Genomic DNA, 20,708 nt, shown 5'->3' on the forward strand with positions numbered 1-20,708 from the left:
CTTGACCCCGCACGACAATCTGTATGACAGCACGCGCCAAGACCGGAGTCGACGACCCTGCGGCCCTCGCGCCCAGCACCGCGGTCAGCTATCTGCTGGCCTTGTTCGACTATTTGCGCCTGCGGCAGATCGATGCGACCGAACTGCAGCGGAGCCTGAACGTGGATCTCAACGACCGCGATGCGCGCGTCAGCGAGCTGGAGGCGGCTGAATTGTTCAATCGCGCCGCCGTGCTGGCCCAGGATCCTGATCTCGGCGTGCATGTTGCCGAGCACATCCGGCCAGGGCATTACGGCGTTCTCGGCTATGTCGCCATGGCCTGTACGACCCTGGGCGAGGCCATGCTCGCCCAGCAGCGCTATCAGGGGCTGGTGATCACCGTTGCGCCGGTGGACGTGCGGATCGACGCCGAAGCGATCGTGTTGAGCTGGAACCGTTCGACCGATCTCCGCTACCGCCAGCTTGCGGAGTTCAATCTCGCCGGCATGCTGACTTTTGTGCGCTGGATCACCGGACAGGCGATCTCTCCGCTGGGCGTCGATTTCACATACGAGGCGCCGCAGCGCCTGGACGAGCAGCGCCGTGTGTTCGCCTGCCCGATACGCTTCCGGCAGGACAGTTACCGCATGATCGTGCCGAAGTCGTGGCAGGGACTGGGCCTGATCCAGCCGGACCCCGCCATGCGCCAGTTGATGGATCGCCTGGCCCAGCAGCAATTGCTGACGCTCACGCGCACGGACGATCCGCTGGTCCGCGCCCGCCGCCTGATCGCGCAGCGGCTGGGAGATGGCGAACTGGAGCTGAGTCATGTCGCCTCGGCGCTGCACGTCTCGCCACGGACCTTCCAGCGCAAGCTCCAGGAGCATGGTGAAAGTTTTACCCAGCTGGTCGATGGCGTGCGCAAGGAAATGGCTGAACGCTATCTGGAAGATGCCTCGCTGAGTCTCACGGACATCGCTTTTCTGCTGGGGTATTCCGCGCAGAGCGCCTTTGCGCGTGCCTACAAGCGCTGGACCGGGCACGCGCCGGCACGTACGCGACAGGCGGCGGCCGGTTGAGCCTTACTGAGGGGGCGGCATGGGCAGGGCCAGTGGCCGCAGGGGTTGACGGACAGGGTCCCAATCCGCGGCGGCCTGCCGCAGCCGCTCGATGCGCTCGGCGTCCAGCGGATGCGTCGAGAGCAGGGACGGTGCTTCACCGCCGTGTTCGGTGTGATAAGCCGCAAAAGTCTCGAATACCGAAGCGCCGCCGCCGGCGTGACCATAAAGTTTCTTCACTGCGGCGATGGCATGTCCGTCGGCGAGCGTTTCCGCCTGCCGGGAATAGCCGCGCTGGACCACGGTGGCAAAGGCCGTAGACAGGCTGCCGGCATTACCGGTCAGCAGGGTCAATGCCAGCTGATCGCCGGTTGGCTTGCCGATCAGGCCGGCGTGCCGCGGGATACGGCGCAATGCGGTGCGGTGACCCTGATCCAGCGCTTCGGCAGCGCGCTGAACCTGAATGTTCACTTCCACATGCTGTGGCTCGACGGCGTGTACGACGCGAACGTCGAGCCCCCGCGGCGCAAGCCGCGCCTGCGCCGCGCCCGTGCCCCCACCTCTGCGCAACTGACGCAGCTCGCCAACACCATCGCGCATCGCGTGTGCCGGCACCTGTCGCGCCGCGGCTGGCTCGAAGGCGAAGACGAATCCGTGTTCCTGTCCGACAGCGCGGGTAGCGACGACGGCATGGATGGGCTGCGGATGAGTTCGATGACCTACCGCATCGCCACCGGTCGCGACGCTGGCCGCAAGGTCGTCACGCTGCAAACATTGCCCGGTGACGCAGGCTCGCTGGAGGGCGATGCCGGCAAGGTCGGCGGCTTCTCGCTGCATGCCGGCGTGGCCGCGGAAGCACACGAGAGCCACAAGCTCGAAAAGCTGTGCCGCTACATCACGCGCCCGGCGATCAGCGAGCAGCGGCTGTCGATCTCACCGCAGGGTAGGGTGCGTTACCAGCTCAAGACGCCGTGGCGCAATGGGACCACGCATGTCGAATGGGATGCGGTGGACTTCATCGCCAAGCTGGCGGCACTGGTCCCGCCACCTCGCGCGCATCTCACCCGCTTCCACGGCGTATTCGCCCCGAATGCAAACCTGCGCGCGCAGCTGACGCCATCGGGGCGCGGCAAGCGCCCTGCGGCTGATGCAGCGCCGGCGGACGGCAATGCGAACGACCCGCAGCGCAGCCCCGAGCAGAAGCGCCGTGCGATGAGCTGGGCGCAACGGCTCAAGCGGGTCTTTTGGGGTCTCCTCGTTTTCAGTGCAATAAGTGACGGTACGAAAAGCTAGCACTGGCGCGGAGGTGGTGTTGGTAGATCGTTGATTTCATTGACTTTCCTGTTCACTTTCAAATCTGCGATTCGTGGCGTCAAACCGTGGTCGGTTTCATCCATTGGTGCCAGTTATCGATGCATTTGGCCGCGAAGGCAGGATTTGGTCAGCATAGCGGTCAACCGGGAAGCGAAACACACCCCGCAAGTTGATGCTCTCCAGCCTGGTGGGCGCAATCTTCCCGATCAGTTCCGGTGGAATGACCTGGCGGCGGTTCGACCAGCGATCCAGGACCGCCTGCATCTGTGAGGTATTCCACGCCATCACGATGTTGGCCATCAGGCTCAACGCATCGGCCACAGCCTGCATTTCATCGACACGTTTGGCCTGCGCCGGGCTGATCCGGCCGGTATAAATGGCGCGCTTGAGGGCGTTAACAGCCTCGCCCCGATTGAGCACCCGGCGCAACTCGTTCCTGAAAGCGTCCTTGACAAAGTAGTCAGCCAAAAACGCCGTACGCAGCAACCGCCCCAATTGCACGCCAGCCTCATAGATTGGATCGCCCTGGGCGGCAGAACCGAACCGCGCAAGAGCTGCCACCGCACTGGCATGTCCGCTCATGACCGAGGCTGCCAGGTGCACCAGACTATCCCAATGCTTTTCGATCAAAGCGACGTCGACATTGGCTTCGCACACCGCAGCGATTTCTGCGGGCACTTTGGTGCCGCGTGGCACAAAGAGGTGGCGCTGTTTGAGTTCCTTCAACCGCGGGCAAAGATCAAAACCAAGCAAACGGGCATGTGACATGGCAAAGTCGGTGTAGCCATGGGTATCCACAGCAAGCTGGCTGGTCTCCAGCTTTTCTTGGCGGACATGGGTGTGAGCGGTGCCGCCCACATCCAGGACGAACTGCTGTACGGCCTGCCCGACACCACCCCCGTGGCCATCGTGCACAACGCCAGCCTGCCCACGCAGCGCCATGCAGTCTGCACACTGGGCGAGCTGCAGACCACCATCGCCCGGGAAGGCCTGGCCAGCCCCAGCGTCATCGTGGTCGGTGATGTGATGCAGGGCCTGCTGGCCGCAGCCCAGGTCCCCGAACGGGAACCCCTGGGCCAGACGCGCACCGCCTGAGCGTTCAGGCAGCCGCGAGCTGCTGGTTTTGTGGTGTGCGCGTGGCCCCCACCGCCAGCAGCGCCAAGGCCAGCGCCAGGGTGTAGTGCATCAACTGCACGTTGTTAAAGAGTCCCAGGTAGTTGCTGTCGGCCTTGCCAGTAGCCGCCACCACAAAGCTGCCCAACAACGCCAGCGTGCCCGCCAAGCCCCAGGTATTGCGCTGCTGCACCGCCGTCCAGGCAATCACCAGCGCACACACGCCCGGCACCACCTGCGACCAGAGCGCCAGACCGGCCAGCGTCAGCACGATGCCGACGCCCCCCACGACCAGCACAAAACGCCCGACCGCCGCGCCACGTGTGGCCAGCGGCGCATCCGGCCAGCGCAGGCCTGATGCAAGCAACGGAAACGCAGCACAGGCGGCCAGCAGGCTGGTGAAACGGTGCGGCCCCAGCATCTCGGCCCAGCCCGAATAGCGCAGCACACCCAGGCAGGCCGCCAAACCGATCAGGCCGGCAGCCACTGCCACAGCAGGCCGCTGGCGCAGGTGAAACCACAGGATGGCAGCACACACCAGCAGCAGCACCAGATCCGACAAGGCGTCCGGGTTCATGCTGCCACTCCCACCGCGTTGGCAGGGGCAACGGCTTGGCGATTCAGCCAGACCACACTGCCCACACACAACACCAGCAATGCACCCTTGAGCGGCAGCGGCGCCTCAAAGCCAAACCACTGCGGCACGGCGGCGAACGACACACCCAGCGCCAGCAGACGCACCTGCTCCAGCCACTTGCCCCAGACAAAACGCTCAAGCAGCGCCCCCAGCGCCACCGCCGTGACCAGAATGCCCAGCGCGTACACCGCGGCCGTGCCTCTGTCCAGACCCTTGGCCACACCGATGAAATGCGAAACAAAAGGCACCAGCACCGCGTACTGCAGCGCCACGTACCAACGCAGCGGCGCGGGGGTTTGCACATCAAAGCGGGTAAAGGTGCGGGGTTCGAAATGTTCGATGGGTTCGTCGGTCCAGCCGCCCGGTGGCGCCACCCAGACACCCAGCTTGGCGCGCCAGCCTTTTGCCGCACGGGACATCTGCCACAGGTCGGCGTAGTAGTGCAGGTTGCCCTTGATCGGGCTGAAGCTGTGCAGCGGCTTGCGGATGCCGTAGCAAATTTTCTCGTCATCGCGTTCGTCGGCAAAGGTGCCGAACAGACGGTCCCACAGGACCAGGATACCGCCGTAGTTCTTGTCGATGCAGTAGTCGTTCTGGCCGTGGTGCACGCGGTGGTTGCTGGGCGTGACCAGAATGCGGTCCAGCACGCCCATGCGGCCTATCAGTTCGGTATGCACCCAGTACTGGTACAGCAGGTCGATCAGGCCCACGATCACCAGCATCTGCCATGGGATACCGAGCACCGCCAGGGGCAGGTAGAACACCCAGCCGAATAACGCACCGGTAGAGGTCTGCCGCAGTGCGGTAGACAGGTTGTAGTACTCCGAGGAGTGGTGCACCACATGCGAGGCCCACATGACATTGACCTCATGGCCCATGCGGTGTGCCCAGTAGTAACACAGGTCGTACAGCACCAGGGCCAGAATCCACAGCGGAATACTGCTCATGGACCATTCGGTAAAGCGGTAGGCCTCATACACCGCGATGTAGATGCCCAGCGTGGCGATCTTGGTGAAGGCGTTGGTCACCTGGCTCAACACGCCATGGTGCAGGCTGGTGATGGCGTCGGGAATGTCGTAGACCGCCACACCGCGCCGCCGGGCCACCCAGGCCTCGAGCAGGATGGTGAGCATGAATACGGGTATGGCGTAAACAATGGGATTCATGGTTTTGTCTCTCTCGTTATGCAGCGCCTCTGTATCGGGTACCGTCATCGTTGAAATTCTACACTGCAGCCCATGCAAAGTTTTGATGTTGTGATCGTGGGTGCCGGTGCGGCCGGCCTGTTTTGTGCCGGGGTAGCCGGCCAATTGGGTTTGAAGGTTTTGGTGCTGGACCACAGCGAAAAGGTGGCCGAAAAAATCCGCATCTCGGGCGGTGGCCGTGCCAACTTCACCAACGTGGACGTCACGGCGGCCAACTTCCTGAGCGAGAACCCGCGCTTTGCCAAATCGGCCCTGTCTCGCTTCACCCCGGCCGATTTCGTGGCTTTGGTCAAAAAACACGGCATTGCCTTCCACGAAAAACACAAAGGCCAGCTTTTCTGCGACCGCTCGGCCGAAGACCTGATCGCCATGCTGCTGGCCGAATGCGCGGCCGGCGGCGTGGAACGCTGGCAACCCTGTGGCGTGAAAAATATACGATTTTTAGCCTCCAGCCCTTATGGATCGTGCGCAAGCAGCTATGAAATAGATAGCGACCGTGGCACCATTCAGTGCGGCGCGGTGGTCATCGCCAGCGGCGGCCTGTCCATTCCCAAGATCGGTGCGACGGATTTTGGCTACCGCGTGGCCAAACAGTTCGATCTGCCCGTCGTCACGCCCCGCCCGGCGCTGGTGCCGCTGACCTTTGACGAAGCCGCCTGGGCGCCGTTTTCCCAGCTCTCGGGCCTGTCGCTGCCGGTCAGTATCGAAACCGGTGGCAAGAAGGACAAAACGGCTTTCCTCGAAGACCTGCTGTTCACCCACCGCGGCCTCTCCGGCCCCGGCGTACTGCAAATTTCCAGCTACTGGCAGGAAGGCACGCCTATCCGCCTGAACCTGGCGCCCGGCACCGACATCGCCGCCCACCTGAACCAGGCCAAAGCCACCTCGCGCAAGCTGATTGCCAACGAACTGGCGGGCCTGGTGCCCTCCCGCTTGGCCGACACCTGGGTCGCCCAGGGCGCGGCGCTGGGCCACAACTGGCAGCGCCCCATCAACGAGGCCTCCGACAAGGCGCTGACCGCGCTGGCCGAGCGCCTGACGCGCTGGGAACTCACCCCCACCGGCACCGAGGGCTACCGCAAGGCCGAAGTCACCGCAGGTGGTGTGGACACCAAGGCCTTGTCCAGCCAGACCCAGGAATCGCGCCAGCCGGGCCTGTATTTCATTGGTGAGGTGGTCGATGTGACCGGATGGCTGGGCGGCTATAACTTCCAGTGGGCCTGGGCGAGCGCATTTGCTTGCGCAAAGGCGCTCGCCCAGGCCCTGCGGGCTGCATAGGGTTCCGCCCCGACGCCCTCACTGCCCTATTGATGGGTATGGGCGTCTGCCCCCTCCCGGGGGCTAACTCGCCTTGAGGCGAGTTGCCATTCGCAGAGTTCAGGATATAATCGCGGGCTATTCTGGCAGTCCCCCGTCGGCCAATACTAGTTAAGACGGGGAATACCGCTGAACGTGGCATGTGGGGCTCGATCTCCCCACGTGACTGGCGACAGCACATTTTGGACAACATTACGTAATGACAACCATCCGTGTAAAAGAAAACGAGCCGTTTGACGTCGCTCTGCGTCGCTTCAAGCGCACTATCGAAAAACTGGGTACGGATAGGAAATTCAACCGCATGAGGCCAAGTATGGCACGAGTTTTGGGCCTCGAAACACGTTCGGCCAAGGAAGGTTGAGCGCTCGCTTGCCGCTCAATGGCAAGAGCTTGGGAGGCAGTATGCATTTGGGCCTGGCGCGCGCGCAGCTGCTTCCCCGCAGCGATGGATACCGCCGCTTCACTGGGTCACCAATTGACGCGCTGGTCTACCTCGTCGGGTTGAGCTGCCAGATCCCAATCCGGCTCGCCTTGCGCACCATCATCCACCGGCGCGTCGCAGCCCTCCCACAGCGGTGGCCCGCGTGCCGGGGTGATGTGCGGGGGGGCAGACTCCACCCCGATGTGGTTCAGGATGTGGCGGATTTCGGCGCTGTGGGTGATGAAGGCAATGATGCGCATCTGCCCACCGCACATGGGGCACAGCAGCGGAAATGCCTCGTAGATGCGGGCAATCAGCACCGCCCACAAGTAATGCGCCGCTCGCTTCGGGCGTGCTTCAGGTTCGGGTGTGGGTGTGGCCGCGTTGCCCGGCGCCGCCACCCCAGGTACGCCCGCGCCAGGTTGTGCAGTCTCCACCGTGGCTGGTTGCGACGCAGCAGGCTGAGCCAGCGCCGTTACCGCCGCTCTCAGCGGCGAGTTTGGTGCCAGCACACCAAAGTAGCGGTGCCGGTGGGTGCGTGGCGGTGGCACCAGCGCGGCGATGCGGTCGATCAGTTCCAGCGGTGTGAGGTGCAGCTCATCTGCCTTGGCACCACGCTTGTCACTGGTGGGCTCGCTGCGCTGTTTGGCACAGCGGTACACCAGTTTGCTTCCCTCTTTGCGTAGGCGCTCCATGGAAAACGGTGGACGCGCGCAATAGCGCAGCAGCCGCTCCAGCGCAGCGCGGTCGTGGGCTTCGATGCAGACACCGGCGTCCACCGAGAAGCCGCTGTGTTTGTAGCCCAGCATGTCTTTGGCGTCACAGTTCTCCAGCAGGCCCCGAGCAACGAAGGCGCGCAGGATGCGTTTTTGCAGTGTGGTCTGCACTGGGGCCACGGTAGCCGCATCGATGCCGGTGGCCGCGTGAAAGATGACACCCGGCGATGAGATTCGAGGGGTCGCATCAGCATCGCCCTCGCCCTCCACTTCCTCAAACACCCCGTCCACCACACAAACGTGGAAGTGGACGTGTTCATTGAGGCTGGAGCCGAATCGGTGAATGAAGGCGATGGCACCGATGTGCAGGCCTGCCTTGTCCATATGGGCCGCACCGGGGCTGTGGGTCTGCAGAGTTTGTGCGATCACCCGCAGAAAGATGCGCAGCACCATGCTCAGCACCGCTCCGTCGCGTTGCATGAAGTACCGCAACCTCTTGGGCACGGAGAGCACCCACTGGCGCACCGGCAGGCGGGGGAAAACGTGGTCGCTCAGGTGTGCCGCCGTCTCCACCATCCGCCGCGTGGTGCACGAGGGGCAGACTCCCCGGCCTTTGCAGGAGAAGGCTACAAAGTAGTCGTGCCCACAGTCGCCGCAGCGAGCGCGGGCAAAGCCATGGGCAAAGATGCCGCACTCAAGATACTTGGCAAACGCTTTGCGCACGAAGGGCTTGGGGGTGTGGTGGTCGCCCTGGCCGTCGAACTGACCCGCGCTGGCCAACTCTAGCCAGGTCTCGTAGTGCTCGGCTACCATTTGGTAGAGCAGCGTGCGTTCGGGGTGGCGTGGGTTGTAGAGCTTGGGCTTGGAAGTGGCTGACATGAATACTGTACAAATGCACAGTATTCTGCGGCGATTGTTTGGGTACGCAAAGCACAAGGCCCGAACCGTCGCCAGTTCGGGCCTTGTCAGGGTAGCTTGGCTGCGGACTTACTTGCGCGCAGGCGGCACATCCGTGCAGCTGCCATGCGCCACTTCCGCCGCCATGCCGATGCTCTCGCCCAGCGTCGGATGCGGGTGGATGGTCTTGCCGATGTCGACAGCGTCCGCACCCATCTCGATGGCCAGGGCGATCTCGCCGATCATGTCGCCCGCATGCGTGCCGACCATGCCGCCGCCCAGGATCTTGCCGTGGCCCCGGCCAGCATGGCCGTCTCCTGATCCTGCTTCGGGGCTGTCGTCGAACAGCAGCTTGGTGACGCCTTCGTCGCGGCCGTTGGCAATGGCGCGGCCCGAGGCCGCCCAGGGGAACAGGCCCTTCTTGACCTTGATGCCCTGCTGCTTGGCCTGGTCTTCGGTCAGGCCCACCCAGGCCACTTCGGGGTCGGTGTAGGCCACGCTGGGGATCACGCGGGCGTTGAAGGCGGCGCTGGCCAGTTCCTTGTTGCCCTGCAATTCGCCGGCGATCACTTCCGCCGCCACATGCGCCTCGTGCACCGCCTTGTGCGCCAGCATGGGCTGGCCCACGATGTCGCCGATGGCGAAGATGTGCGGCACATTGGTGCGCATCTGGATGTCCACGTTGGGGTCTCCTCGTTTTCAGTGCAATAAGTGACGGTACGAAAAGCTAGCACTGGCGCGGAGGTGGTGTTGGTAGATCGTTGATTTCATTGACTTTCCTGTTCACTTTCAAATCTGCGATTCGTGGCGTCAAACCGTGGTCGGTTTCATCCATTGGTGCCAGTTATCGATGCATTTGGCCGCGAAGGCAGGATTTGGTCAGCATAGCGGTCAACCGGGAAGCGAAACACACCCCGCAAGTTGATGCTCTCCAGCCTGGTGGGCGCAATCTTCCCGATCAGTTCCGGTGGAATGACCTGGCGGCGGTTCGACCAGCGATCCAGGACCGCCTGCATCTGTGAGGTATTCCACGCCATCACGATGTTGGCCATCAGGCTCAACGCATCGGCCACAGCCTGCATTTCATCGACACGTTTGGCCTGCGCCGGGCTGATCCGGCCGGTATAAATGGCGCGCTTGAGGGCGTTAACAGCCTCGCCCCGATTGAGCACCCGGCGCAACTCGTTCCTGAAAGCGTCCTTGACAAAGTAGTCAGCCAAAAACGCCGTACGCAGCAACCGCCCCAATTGCACGCCAGCCTCATAGATTGGATCGCCCTGGGCGGCAGAACCGAACCGCGCAAGAGCTGCCACCGCACTGGCATGTCCGCTCATGACCGAGGCTGCCAGGTGCACCAGACTATCCCAATGCTTTTCGATCAAAGCGACGTCGACATTGGCTTCGCACACCGCAGCGATTTCTGCGGGCACTTTGGTGCCGCGTGGCACAAAGAGGTGGCGCTGTTTGAGTTCCTTCAACCGCGGGCAAAGATCAAAACCAAGCAAACGGGCATGTGACATGGCAAAGTCGGTGTAGCCATGGGTATCCACAGCAAGCTGGCTGGTCTCCAGCTTTTCTTGGCGGATGACACCTTCAATGGCCACGCCCGCCTGGCGCTCATTGAGCACAAAGGGCTGCGCATGGAAGATGCCCCACCGGTCTTTTACATGGGAGTAGATTCCAATGGAAGGTGTGTTGCGCCGAGGATCAAGCCGGGCTTGCCACACCCGTTTGGTGGTCTCCATGCTCATCATGTCAGAAGATGCCAAATCGGACCGCCCCCAGGTGGCGGCAATCGGGTGTCGCTGCATGAATTCCAGCACAGCCTGGCAGGCCTGGCTCAGACGCCGTTCGTCCCGCGCCCAGCGCATGGCCTGGCGAATGCTGGTGGCAGACAATTGCGGAATCATGCGCGCGCATTCGACCGCAGTCAGACTGGTGCCGTGGGCCATGATGCCGGCATAGACCATCAGCAGCTCGTCGGTAGAGCGCGGCTCACGTCCGAGCATGATCCAGCTAAAGCGCACCTGGGCGTCAACGGCCAGAATCACTTCCGGCAATTGAACCTCACCGATGCGGTGATCCAAAGCCGCGCGCAGCTTGGTCACTTCTGGGTCTTCGTCCTCTGCGGGCAATGGCGACAAATGGAGTTCATCATCCACGCGCAGTACGCCACTGCGGGCTGCAGCGGCCACCGCATCGACACCGGCAGTTACTCTGGCCAGCAAAGGCTTCAAGAAAGTGGCAGCCTTGCTGGGTAACGATAGACGGGCATAGTGTTTCTTGGACTCTGCCTGCCAACGCTCGTCCGTGAAGAACAAGCGCGCACGACCCCGAAAGCTCAGGCTGTGCTCAATCCAGACCGAGCCATTGCGCACCGCGCGGCGCAGGGCAAACAGGGTGGCCACCTCCAACGCCTGAAACGCCCGTTCCCGGTCTGGGCTGGAGATCGAAACCTGCCAGATCATTCCCAGACTTGGTGCCACCACTTCAACTGGCAGCTTTCTGGATCCTTTGAGATATAAAGCTTGCAGCTTGGCAAGGTACTCGATGGCAGGATGCTCGCCGGTGGCCTGCCAGGGCAGCTTTGCAATGGCGACGAGCAACGACCGCACGGGGCGAATTCCATCAATCAATCCCTCGCGGACCAGGGAGGCCCTGCTCGGTGGTTTGCGTTTCTGGGTTTCGGTGATCAAGGCTTCAAGACGGGCACGCAACTCAGCATCTGGCACCGCACCTTGCGCGCTCAAGGCAACAAGTTCGCCGAGCAGCGTTTTGTACATTGCGGCCCAATTGACGGTAGCGGGGACATCGGCGGCAGCCTGACGCCACAGATCGGCGATCCGGCGCTGCACCATAAGGATCAACTGGTCTGTGGTGGTGAACAGGCAATACCGAAGAAAGCATGCGACCTCCACGGTGCGCGCTGGCTCTTTGATCTTGGCTCCGGCTGAGGGCGGCCTGGAGACAAGTCGGCGCGCGTAGCGGCGCAAGATGAGATCGGGGATGTCTGCCAGGTGCTTATGAACGTCCAGCGTGTAAAGCAGGTCGATGCGCTCCAGTACCTCGCTGATTTGGCGGGTTGAGTGTTTCGCCGGTGCAGCCCATAGCCAACTCTGCTGGGTTTGTCCATCTGGGCGCAGCTCTGAAACTGAGGCTCGCCAGCGATCAAGTGTTGCTGGATCAACGCTGGCGGCGATGGCGGTGCCTGTTTCAACTTCAAGCTGGGCAAGTGCCGCCGCAATCAGTGTCCGAATTGCCCGCTCGTGCACGATCACCAGCTTGTTCTTGTACAGCCATTGACGCGCCCGCACGAGTAGCTGATCGCGGTCGGCGCAGCGCGCCACTTCGTCGCGCAGTTCACGTACCAGTGAGCGGCGCTGGTGCTCGCTCATCCACTGGAATCCAAGGACCGTGCAGGCTACTTGTTGGTGATCGAATAGCGTGCGCCCGCGTTCATACATGGCTCTCAGCGAGGCGACTTCTGGTGCTGCAATGCCAAGCTCGTTGCCAAGGTGGCGCCACAAGGCTACTGGAATTACCCGAAAGGCACCGAGCAAACGCCCACTCATGCGCAGGAAACCAATATGGAGCGCCAGACCAAGCTTGTGGGAATCACCTCGGCGTGCATTGATTGCGTCGCGCTCGGCACCATCGAAGGTGAAAAATGCCTTCATCTCGAAGTCGCTGATATCGCGGGGGAGCCCACGCATCCCCAAAAACGTTGTGTGCCAACCCTGCATCGTGAACCTCAAAAGTGGGAGGCCACCATATCGGCCCCCGCCGCGCGCAAGTTGAGGGCGCAAGGCCCGAGGGTGGTACAAATTCGCCCCATGTCTCGCAGCCGCCCCCACCTCGACTTCCTCAGCTTCGACGCCAGTGGCGACACCGACGGCGTGCACACCTTCGATGCGATGGCGTCCACCTCGCGCGAGCGCCACGCGGCGGTGCTGGCCGAGGTGGAGCAGGTGCTGGCCTGGGCGACGCGGCGCTTCCCCGACGGCCCGGGCGACCTCGACGAGGGCGCGAGCTGGTGCCACGACCTGCACGTCAGCCCGGAAGGCGACTGGGTGACGGTGAGCCTGTCGATCAGCGGCACGCCCTCGTTCGGCGAGGCCTTTGCCCGCGCCTTCGCTGGCGCGATCGGTCAGGGCGAGGACTGAGGCGCGCTCGACGCCGCGCGCAAAGCCGCGTCGTGCGCGTGCAGCAGCGCGACGAACTTTTCGCCGGCGCCGCCCAAGGTGCGGCCGCGCAACCAGGCCGCGCCGAAGCGCACGGACTGCGTCAGCCCCGGCACCGCCAGGGTCGCCAGCCGGCCTGAGCGCAGGTCGTCCTCGGCCATGAAGCGCGGCATGAAGGACAGCGCATCGCTTTCCTGCAGCACCTGGCTGAGGATGCCCGAGCTGTCGCAGGTCACGCCCAGCAGGCCGGGGCGCAGGCGCTCGGGCGGCACACCGGCGGCGGCGGCCAGCGCGGCCAGGGCCTGCAAGGCGGTCTCCGGCAGGTTCGGGCCGGCCAGGGGCCAGTCGAACAGGTCGGCGGTGCGCAGGCTGGGCTGACGCGTCAATGGGTGGCCGGCGCGGGCGACGACGCAGACCTGGTGCGGGCTCAGCGGGGCGCATTCGAAGTCGGGGAGCTGTTCGATCTCGCGCAGCTCGCCCAGCACCACGTCGACCTCGCGGGCGCGGGCGCGCTCGGGCAGCTCCTGCCAGGGGGCGAGCACCAGCTTGAGCTGCAGGCCCGGGTGCAAGGCGTTCAGGCGTCCGACCACCGGCCCCACCAGCACCGAGCCGCCCCAGGGGCCCACGCCCACGCGCAGCTCTCCCAGGTCCAGGCCCTTGGCCAGGCGCAGCTCGCGGTCGAGGTCGCGCACCTGGCCTTCGAGCGCGCCGGCGTGGCGCAGCAGCAGCCGGCCCAGCTCGGTGGGCTCGACCCCGGTGCGGTGTCGGGTCAGCAGGGGCGCGCCCACGTGGGCTTCGAGCGCCTGGATGCTGCGCGTGAGCGCCGGCTGGGTCAGGTGCAGGGCCTCGGCCGCGCGGTGGAAGTTGCCGTGCTGGACCAGGGCGGTGAGGTGCCTGAGGCGTTTGAGGTCGATCACGATGCGCTCCGCTCATCATGCAAATGAAAACAATGCATTGGACACATTGTGCGCCCGCGCCCACGATCCGAGCTGCTTCCCACAACAGCCCTGGAGACCCACATGGCCCCTCGCTCACGCCTGCACTCAGGCCTGCACCCACGCCTTTTGCCCACCGCCCTGCTGGCCAGCCTGTGCCTGGTCGCCGCCGGCTGCGGCACGCCCGCTCGCCCGGCCAGCACCGCGGCTTCGCAGCCCGGCGGCCCGGTGCACCCGGCCGTGCAGCGCGCGCAGGCCGAGGTGGCCCACCAGCTCCAGCACGCCGACGCCAGCGACTTCACCGACGCCCGCCGTGGCTTCATCGCCGCCCCCAGCGGCCAGGTGCGCAACGAGGCCGGCCAGGTCATCTGGGACCACGACGCCTTCGCCTTCCAGCAGGCCGAGGCCGCGCCCGACAGCGTCAACCCCAGCCTGTGGCGCCAGGCGCGCCTGAACAACCAGACCGGCCTGTTCCAGGTGCGCGAGGGCATCTGGCAGCTGCGCGGCTTCGATTTGTCCAACATCACGCTGATCCAGGGCCAGACGGGCTGGATCGTGGTCGACACCGGCACCTCGCGCGAAACGGCCGCCGCGGCCATGGCGTTTGCGCGCCAGCACCTGGGCGCGCAGAAGGTCTCGGCGGTGGTCTACACGCACAGCCACGTCGACCACTTCGGTGGCGTGCTGGGCGTGATCTCGGCCGACGAAGCCAAGTCCCGCAACGTGCCCATCGTGGCGCCGGCCGGCTTCATGGAAGAGGCCACCAGCGAGAACGTGCTGATGGGCACGGCCATGGCCCGCCGCGCCATGTACATGTACGGCAGCCGCCTGCCGGCCAACGCCACCGGCGTGGTCGACAACGGGCTGGGCAAGGCCGTGCCCTTTGGCCGCGTCGGCATCCTGCCGCCCACGCTGCTGGTGCACAAGCCAAGCGAAGAACACGTCATCGACGGCGTGCGCTTCGTTTTCTTCAACGTGCCGGGCAGCGAGGCGCCTTCGGAGTTCACCTTCGCATTGCCTGAGCTCAAGGCCTACTGCGGCGCCGAGCTGATGGGCCACACGCTGCACAACCTCTACACGCTGCGCGGCGCCAAGGTGCGCGACGCCACGCGCTGGGCCGGCTACCTCAACGAGGCGCTGACACAGGTGCAAGGCAGCGAGGTGGTCTTCACCCAGCACCACTGGCCGGTGTGGGGCGCCGAGCGCATCCGCACCTTCATCGAGCACCAGCGCGACAGCTACCAGTTCATCCACGACCAGACGGTGCGCGGCATGAACGCGGGCCTGACCGCGCCCGAGATCGCAGAGACGCTGAAGATGCCCACCGCCTTGCAGCAGGACCTGGCCGTGCACGGCTACTACGGCACCGTCAAGCACAACGTCAAGGCCGTCTACCAGTTCTACCTGGGCTGGTACGACGCGAACCCGGCCAACCTGGACGCGCTGCCGCCGGTGGCAGCGGCCAAGGGCTACGTGGCGCTGGCCGGTGGGGCCGATGCCCTGCGCGCCACGGCGCAGAAGGCCTTTGATGCGGGCGACTTCCGCTGGTCGGCCGAGCTGCTCAAGCACGCCGTCTACGCCGACCCGAAGGACACAGCCTCGCGCGAGCTGCTGGCGCGCAGCTTCGAGCAACTGGGCTACCTGGCCGAGTCGGCGCCGTGGCGCAACGTGTACCTCAGCGGCGCGCTGGAGCTGCGCGACGGCCCGCCCACGCAGGCGCAGTCGCGCGTGGCCTTTGCCGACCTGCTGCAGCACACGCCCATCGAGCGCTTCCTGGAATCGATGGCCGCGTCGCTCAACGCCGAGAAGGCGGGCGACGGCAAGCTGACGATCAAGATGGTCTTCTCTGACCTGAAAGAGGCCTACGTGCTGCGCGTGGCCAACGGCGTGCTGCGCCACGAGGCCATCGAGCCGGGCACGCCCGTGGCCGATGCCGATGCGACGCTCACGGTCACGCACCCCTTCTTCATCCGCATGGTCACGGGCCAGGCCGGTGCGATGGCGCTGCTGACATCGAAGGAAACGAGCATCGACGGCAGCCGCCTGGCGCTGGGGCGCTTCTTCGGTTTGCTCGACAAGCCGACGGGGGTGTTCCCGATCGTCACGCGGTGATCAAGCCGGCGCGATCGGCACCACGGTGCGCGCGCCGGGCTTGGCCAGCTTGTGCGCCGGCAGCACGCTCTCGCGCGCACGCAGCTGGCCGCAGCCACCATCGACGTCCTGCCCGGCCGAGTGGCGCAGCTTGGTGAGCACGCCCCGGCGGTGCAGCCAGCGCGCCATCTCGGCGGCACGCTCCCAGCTCGGGCGCTTGAAGTCCAGCGACTCGACCTCGTTGTAGGGGATGAAGTTCATCAGCGCGTACTTGCCCTTGAGCAGGCGCTCGATGCCTTCGAGCTCGTCGTCGCCGTCGTTGATGCCTTCGAGCAGCGTCCACTGGTACTGGATGGGGTAGCCGGTGGCGCGCGCGTAGCGCTCACCCGCTTCCACGAGTTCTTCGGGCGACATGGCCGTGGCGCGCGGCAGCAGCTCGCGGCGCAGCTCGGCCTTGCTCGAGTGCAGCGACAACGCCAGCGCGGGCTTGACGCGGCCCTGCAGCAGGCGCTCGAACACGCGCGGGTCGCCCACGGTGGAGAACACCAGGTTCTTGTGGCCGATGTTGCCCAACGTGCCCAGCAGCTCGATGGCTTCGAGCACGTTGTCGAGGTTGTGCGAGGGCTCGCCCATGCCCATGAAGACGACCTTCTTGACCGCGCGGCGCGTGCGCGCCAGGGCCACCTGCGCACGATCTCGGCGCTGCCGATCTGGCGCAGCAGGCCGTCCTTGCCGGTCATGCAGAACACGCAGCCGACCGCGCACCCCACTTGCGAGGACACGCACAGGCCATCGCGCGGCAGCAGCACGCTCTCGCACGTCTGGCCGTCTTGCAGGCCCACCAGCAGGCGCTCGGAGCCGTCCGAGCCGGGGTGGGCCGAGCGCAGCGTGGCCAGGCCCATGACTTCGCTCATGAGCGCATCGAGCCCCTCGCGCACGGGCTGGGGCAGGAAGTCTTCGGGGCGGCGCTTGCCGCTGCCTTGCGGCAGGGCCTGGGCCCACAGGCGCAGCACGCGCTGCTCGTGGATGGGCTTGGCGCCGAGCGCGCGCAGGCGCTGGCGGATGTGTTCGATGCGCATGGGGAAAAAGGACGGTTCAGGCGCAAGTGTAGTCAGGCGCCCGCCTGCGCGCCTTCGGCCCCAGGCGTACAGTGACGCCCCATGACCGCTTCGACCCTGCCCTCGCCCGCCCCTGCTTCCCCTGATGCACGCCAGGATGCGACCACCATCGGCCTGATCGGCCTGGCCCACGGCACCTCGCACTTTCACCACATGCTGCTGCCGCCGCTGTTCCCGCTGTTCATCCGGGACTTCGGGCTGAGCTACGCGCAGCTGGGGCTGCTGGTCACGCTGTTCTTCGTGATCTCGGGCGTGGGGCAGGCGCTGGCCGGCTTCGTGGTCGACCGCTTTGGCGCGCGGCCGGTGCTGTTCGCGGGGCTGGCGTGTTTCGTGGCGGCGGGCCTGAGCGCCTCACTGGCCACGGGCTATGGCGGGCTGATGCTGGCCTCGGCGCTGGCGGGGCTGGGCAACTCGCCGTTTCACCCGGTGGACTTCACCATCTTGAACAAGCGGGTGTCGATGGCGCGCATCGGGCACGCGTTCTCCATCCACGGCATCAGCGGCAACCTGGGTTGGGCGGCGGCGCCGGTGTTCTTGATCGGGCTGAGTTCGGCCACGGGCAGCTGGCGCGTGGCGTGTGCGTGCGCGGCGCTGGTGTCGCTGTCGGTGATCGCGCTGCTGTGGTGGCAGCGTGAGGCCATCGATGACCACCATGCGGCGCACCGGGCGGCGGCCGCGCAAACGCCGGTGAGCGAGCACCCGATGGCGTTCTTGAAGCTGCCTTCGGTGTGGCTGTGTTTTTCGTTTTTCTTCTTCACCACGGCGGCACTGAGCGCGATCCAGAGCTTTGCGAGCCCGGCCTTGCAGCAGCTGGTGGGGCTGCCCGAGGCGATCACCGCTTTCGTGGTGACGGGCTACATGCTGTGTGGTGCGGCGGGCATGGTGATCGGCGGCTTTCTGGTGCAGCGCGCCGAGCGGCTGGAGCGCTTGATCGCGGCGGCGATGACGCTGGCGGCGGTGCTGCTGGTGCTGGCTTCGACGGGGTGGTTGCCGCCTTTGATGTGCGCGGCGAGCGTGGCCCTGGCTGGGTTCGGGACCGGGTTGGCGGGGCCTTCGCGGGACATGCTGATCAAGCGGGCTGCGCCTCCCGGGGCGACCGGGCGGGTTTATGGCACGGTGTATTCGGGGCTGGACGTGGGCTTTGCGCTGGCGGCGCCGGTGTTCGGCTGGATGATGGACCACGGGCACCCTGCTGGCGTTTTTGCGGGTGCTGCGTTGGTGCTGATGTTGGGGGTGCTGGCGGCTTCGGCGGTGGGCGGCCGGGTGCATCGGCAGGCTTTGGCTTCGGCTTGATTGTTTTTGTTTGAGCGCTTTGTCGGGGGAGCGCGAGGCGAGGGCTGCGGCGATGTGCGGTCGGGCTTCAAGGGTGGTGGTCCTGCCTTTGGCAGGACTGCCCTGCGGTGCTCGCGGCGAGGTGGGGCCCTCGAACTCACTCCGCGTCCTTCGGACGCTGCGTTCAAACAACTCGGGCCAGTCAGATGACGAAGCGCGCTGCGCGCGCCCACCTCGCCGCTGCGCTCCTCGGCACCACCCAGGCGCCCGCCCGCACAGCGCCTCCGCCCCTTTTCGCCTCGCTGGTGGCGTGCGACGTTGGGTCGTGCGTGGGTTGAGCTTGAAGCTGCTCGTTTTGCCTGCGCCGAGCGTGTTGCTCAGGAGGCGCTCACGTGCCTCGGTGCCAGAAATCAAGCAGCAGGACCAGGCCGGGGTTGGCCGCGTTGGCGGCGCTTGAGATGCGCCCCAGCTCGGTGGCCCAAGATGCATGGGCGATGCGCTGCAAGTCGCTGCGGGCCGCTTCGGCGAAGCCCATGGTCCACGCTGTGAAGTGGCGCTGCTCAACGGGGCCGTTCAAGAGTTCGATGAGCCCGTGGTGGCTGGTGGCCTTCTTCACACGTGCGTAGACCTGCGCCACGCCTTCCTCTGGCCCTTCCAGGTACTGAAAGAAGTTGCCGCCCTGGTGGAGCAACACCCCGGTGACGCCGCACGCCTCCCGAGTTCGACACCAAATGCTGTAAGTGGTTGATTTGACTAGGTTGACCTAGTCAGCGTGCCACTACAGGAGGGATAACTGGAGTTCGTTGCTGAGCTTTTTGACCTTCAAGGCGGCCATGGTGGCGGCCTGATCTTGGTTGATGCTGGAGATGCCTGAGACAGGGGCGCCGTTGTCGATGCTGACGCTGTGGCGTTGAATGCGCCGCAGACTGGCCAGCGCGGCTTCGGGACTCAGCGGGCTGCCAGCGAGTTTGAGGCGCTGGCGCATGACCCGGTACAGGATCAGCGCCATGAAGCAGATGCTGGCGTGGGCCTTGATGCGCTCGGGCAGACGGTGGAAGACGGGGGCGATCTCGATCTCGGACTTGAGTACCTTGAAGCCCCGCTCGATATCGGCCAAGGCCTTGTAGCGCTGCACGACCTCGGTGGCACTGAGATCGGCCACGTTGGTCACCAGCATCAGCTTGCCGTCCATGAGTGCGGCACGCTGCAGGGCCTGCGTATCGAGCGCATAGGTGAACACGTCGGACTGCAGGTCGACCTTGATGATGCGGCTGAGGTGAGCGTCGCTGACCTCGTGGAAGAAGCGCGCCTTGGCACCACTGTCGGAGAGCTTGCGACCGCGGCGCATCACGCCATCGTCTTGCGCATCGAGCTTGCCCGCCAGTTCGGCAGCGCGTACGTGCAATGCGTCGATCTTGCCTTGCCGCTGGGCCGATTGCTCCTGCGCGGTGACGGGGTCGTGGGCGATCACCAGTCGATGCTCACCCCAGCGGGTTTCCTCAATGACCTCACACGATGCGTCGGCCATCTTGGCCTGCATGGCCTGCAGGACTTCGGCGAACTCGCTATAACGCCGCCCCGGCACCGCCAGGATGAATTCCATCGGCTGGCCGCTGGGCAGCTTCAGCTCAGACAGGGCTGCGACGTTGTCGAGCGACAGCAGGCCCCGGTCTGCCACGATGACCAGGCGCCGGATGTGCGGATAGACGAACTGGACAGCTCCAATGCATCCGCACTGCTCTGTGCACTTCAGCACGCAGAACAGAGCGGGAGGCGCGAGGTACTGGACCTGCTTTTGGACAAGCCCCATCAACCTGCCACCCTCAATGCGGCCACCCAGCGAAAGCAACTAACGCCATTGATGTGCGCAATCGATCTGGGGCTGCCAGATGTCGTCGAAACCCTGGTCATGCAAGGAGCAGATGTTGAGCAGCGCGCGCTGACCGACAGCCAGTCACCGCTGTACTACCTAGTGAGCCAGTTGTCTGGCAGGGTGAACCCGACGCGGATACTGGTCACCTTGACTGCGCGAATGATGCAGGAGCCAGACTTGGTGCTTCAGGACACGTTGCGCCGATTCGGTGTCGGAATCGCAGGCGCCTTCGGTTCGAGCACAGCTGCGTTGCGCTCGCATCAAGAACTGGCAGTTGCTGTGGCCAAGGTGCTGGTTGACCAGCTCGTATCAAGGCAATCCGTTCCCAAGTTGATGCGAATCGCCGCAGCACTTCTGGAAGTAGGAGCCAACCCGAACGCATCTCACAAATATCCGGTTCCTGGCCGAACACCGCTGATGCTGGCGGCCGAACACGACTTGACCGAGCTGTTTGATTTGATGATCCAACGGGGTGGTGATCCACTCAGGCCAGATGCACATGGGCAAGACAGTTGGCTGATCGCGCGAGCCTTTCAGTCGAGGCGGGTGCTGAACTACCTGAGCCGAAATTCCTGCTGACG

At 64.9% G+C, this 20,708-nt stretch carries 13 protein-coding genes and 7 pseudogenes; 9 read left to right on the plus strand and 11 right to left on the minus strand.

Annotation, left to right across the window (positions count from 1 at the left end; all coding sequences use genetic code 11):
- Positions 1–23 precede the first annotated feature (23 nt).
- Complete coding sequence (locus AC3WW4_RS11875; RefSeq protein WP_008645845.1) at positions 24–1,058, plus strand: AraC family transcriptional regulator; 1,035 nt, start codon at positions 24–26, stop codon at positions 1,056–1,058.
- A 3-nt stretch (positions 1,059–1,061) separates the two neighbouring features.
- Here the strand turns inward: AC3WW4_RS11875 and AC3WW4_RS11880 are convergent, their stop codons facing one another.
- Positions 1,062–1,514 (minus strand): M48 family metalloprotease, encoded by a 453-nt coding sequence (locus AC3WW4_RS11880; protein WP_068595586.1) that lies wholly within the window; start codon positions 1,512–1,514, stop codon positions 1,062–1,064.
- Here AC3WW4_RS11880 and AC3WW4_RS11885 point away from each other — a divergent pair.
- Positions 1,395–2,282: pseudogene (locus AC3WW4_RS11885) on the plus strand (transposase); the annotation flags it as partial. The gene AC3WW4_RS11880 and the pseudogene AC3WW4_RS11885 sit on opposite strands and share 120 nt — an antisense overlap.
- A 144-nt stretch (positions 2,283–2,426) precedes the next feature.
- Here the strand turns inward: AC3WW4_RS11885 and AC3WW4_RS11890 are convergent.
- Positions 2,427–3,185: pseudogene (locus AC3WW4_RS11890) on the minus strand (Tn3 family transposase); the annotation flags it as partial.
- Here AC3WW4_RS11890 and AC3WW4_RS11895 point away from each other — a divergent pair.
- A pseudogene (locus AC3WW4_RS11895) lies at positions 3,186–3,446 on the plus strand (SAM-dependent methyltransferase); the annotation flags it as partial. It abuts the pseudogene before it with no gap.
- Between the two features lie 4 nt (positions 3,447–3,450).
- Here AC3WW4_RS11895 and AC3WW4_RS11900 read toward each other — a convergent pair.
- Both AC3WW4_RS11900 and AC3WW4_RS11905 read right to left on the minus strand, forming a co-directional pair.
- On the minus strand, positions 3,451–4,041 hold the full coding sequence (locus AC3WW4_RS11900) for a hypothetical protein (protein WP_008648775.1): 591 nt from the start codon (positions 4,039–4,041) through the stop codon (positions 3,451–3,453).
- Complete coding sequence (locus AC3WW4_RS11905; protein ID WP_008648773.1) at positions 4,038–5,267, minus strand: sterol desaturase family protein; 1,230 nt, start codon at positions 5,265–5,267, stop codon at positions 4,038–4,040. The genes AC3WW4_RS11900 and AC3WW4_RS11905 overlap by 4 nt, the downstream gene beginning before the upstream one ends.
- Before the next feature lie 72 nt (positions 5,268–5,339).
- Between AC3WW4_RS11905 and AC3WW4_RS11910 the strand changes: the two genes are divergently transcribed.
- On the plus strand, positions 5,340–6,584 hold the full coding sequence (locus AC3WW4_RS11910) for a BaiN/RdsA family NAD(P)/FAD-dependent oxidoreductase (RefSeq protein ID WP_287880537.1): 1,245 nt from the start codon (positions 5,340–5,342) through the stop codon (positions 6,582–6,584).
- A gap of 238 nt (positions 6,585–6,822) precedes the next feature.
- Positions 6,823–6,903: pseudogene (gene rpsU / locus AC3WW4_RS11915) on the plus strand (30S ribosomal protein S21); the annotation flags it as partial.
- A gap of 188 nt (positions 6,904–7,091) precedes the next feature.
- On the opposite strand, the gene AC3WW4_RS11920 reads toward rpsU, so the two are convergent.
- From AC3WW4_RS11920 to AC3WW4_RS11930, 3 genes and pseudogenes are all read right to left on the minus strand, one after another.
- Positions 7,092–8,639: an IS91-like element ISCR8/ISPps1 family transposase gene (locus tag AC3WW4_RS11920; RefSeq protein WP_011117152.1), complete on the minus strand. Its 1,548-nt coding sequence runs from the start codon at positions 8,637–8,639 to the stop codon at positions 7,092–7,094.
- A 108-nt stretch (positions 8,640–8,747) separates the two neighbouring features.
- Positions 8,748–9,353: pseudogene (locus AC3WW4_RS11925) on the minus strand (FAD-dependent oxidoreductase); the annotation flags it as partial.
- A 131-nt stretch (positions 9,354–9,484) separates the two neighbouring features.
- Positions 9,485–12,400, minus strand: a complete 2,916-nt coding sequence (locus AC3WW4_RS11930) for a Tn3-like element IS1071 family transposase (protein WP_003049965.1) — start codon at positions 12,398–12,400, stop codon at positions 9,485–9,487.
- Between the two features lie 90 nt (positions 12,401–12,490).
- Here AC3WW4_RS11930 and AC3WW4_RS11935 point away from each other — a divergent pair, with 90 nt between their 5' ends.
- A complete protein-coding gene (locus AC3WW4_RS11935) occupies positions 12,491–12,820 on the plus strand; it encodes a hypothetical protein (RefSeq protein WP_290906469.1) in 330 nt (109 codons plus the stop codon).
- Here the strand turns inward: AC3WW4_RS11935 and AC3WW4_RS11940 are convergent.
- Positions 12,805–13,755, minus strand: a complete 951-nt coding sequence (locus AC3WW4_RS11940) for a LysR family transcriptional regulator (protein ID WP_290906466.1) — start codon at positions 13,753–13,755, stop codon at positions 12,805–12,807. The genes AC3WW4_RS11935 and AC3WW4_RS11940 overlap by 16 nt on opposite strands.
- Before the next feature lie 102 nt (positions 13,756–13,857).
- On the opposite strand from AC3WW4_RS11940, the gene AC3WW4_RS11945 reads away from it, so the two are divergent.
- The gene (locus AC3WW4_RS11945; RefSeq protein ID WP_290906465.1) at positions 13,858–15,885 is read left to right on the plus strand and encodes an alkyl/aryl-sulfatase; all 2,028 of its coding nucleotides are present in this window, start codon (positions 13,858–13,860) and stop codon (positions 15,883–15,885) included.
- Here AC3WW4_RS11945 and AC3WW4_RS11950 read toward each other — a convergent pair.
- A pseudogene (locus AC3WW4_RS11950) lies at positions 15,886–16,943 on the minus strand (RNA methyltransferase). It lies immediately after the preceding gene.
- Between the two features lie 81 nt (positions 16,944–17,024).
- Between AC3WW4_RS11950 and AC3WW4_RS11955 the strand changes: the two are divergent.
- Positions 17,025–18,275 (plus strand): MFS transporter, encoded by a 1,251-nt coding sequence (locus tag AC3WW4_RS11955; protein ID WP_290906459.1) that lies wholly within the window; start codon positions 17,025–17,027, stop codon positions 18,273–18,275.
- A 367-nt stretch (positions 18,276–18,642) separates the two neighbouring features.
- Here AC3WW4_RS11955 and AC3WW4_RS11960 read toward each other — a convergent pair whose 3' ends face one another.
- Together AC3WW4_RS11960 and AC3WW4_RS11965 are read right to left on the minus strand one after the other, a co-directional pair.
- The gene (locus tag AC3WW4_RS11960; RefSeq protein WP_290906486.1) at positions 18,643–18,987 is read right to left on the minus strand and encodes a BLUF domain-containing protein; all 345 of its coding nucleotides are present in this window, start codon (positions 18,985–18,987) and stop codon (positions 18,643–18,645) included.
- 45 nt (positions 18,988–19,032) lie between these two features.
- Positions 19,033–19,959: pseudogene (locus tag AC3WW4_RS11965) on the minus strand (IS1634 family transposase); the annotation flags it as partial.
- 90 nt (positions 19,960–20,049) lie between these two features.
- Between AC3WW4_RS11965 and AC3WW4_RS11970 the strand changes: the two are divergent.
- Positions 20,050–20,706, plus strand: coding sequence for an ankyrin repeat domain-containing protein (locus AC3WW4_RS11970; RefSeq protein WP_488828675.1), 657 nt, complete (start codon positions 20,050–20,052; stop codon positions 20,704–20,706).
- Positions 20,707–20,708: the final 2 nt, after the last annotated feature.

Source organism: Aquabacterium sp. TM01 (assembly GCF_057808345.1).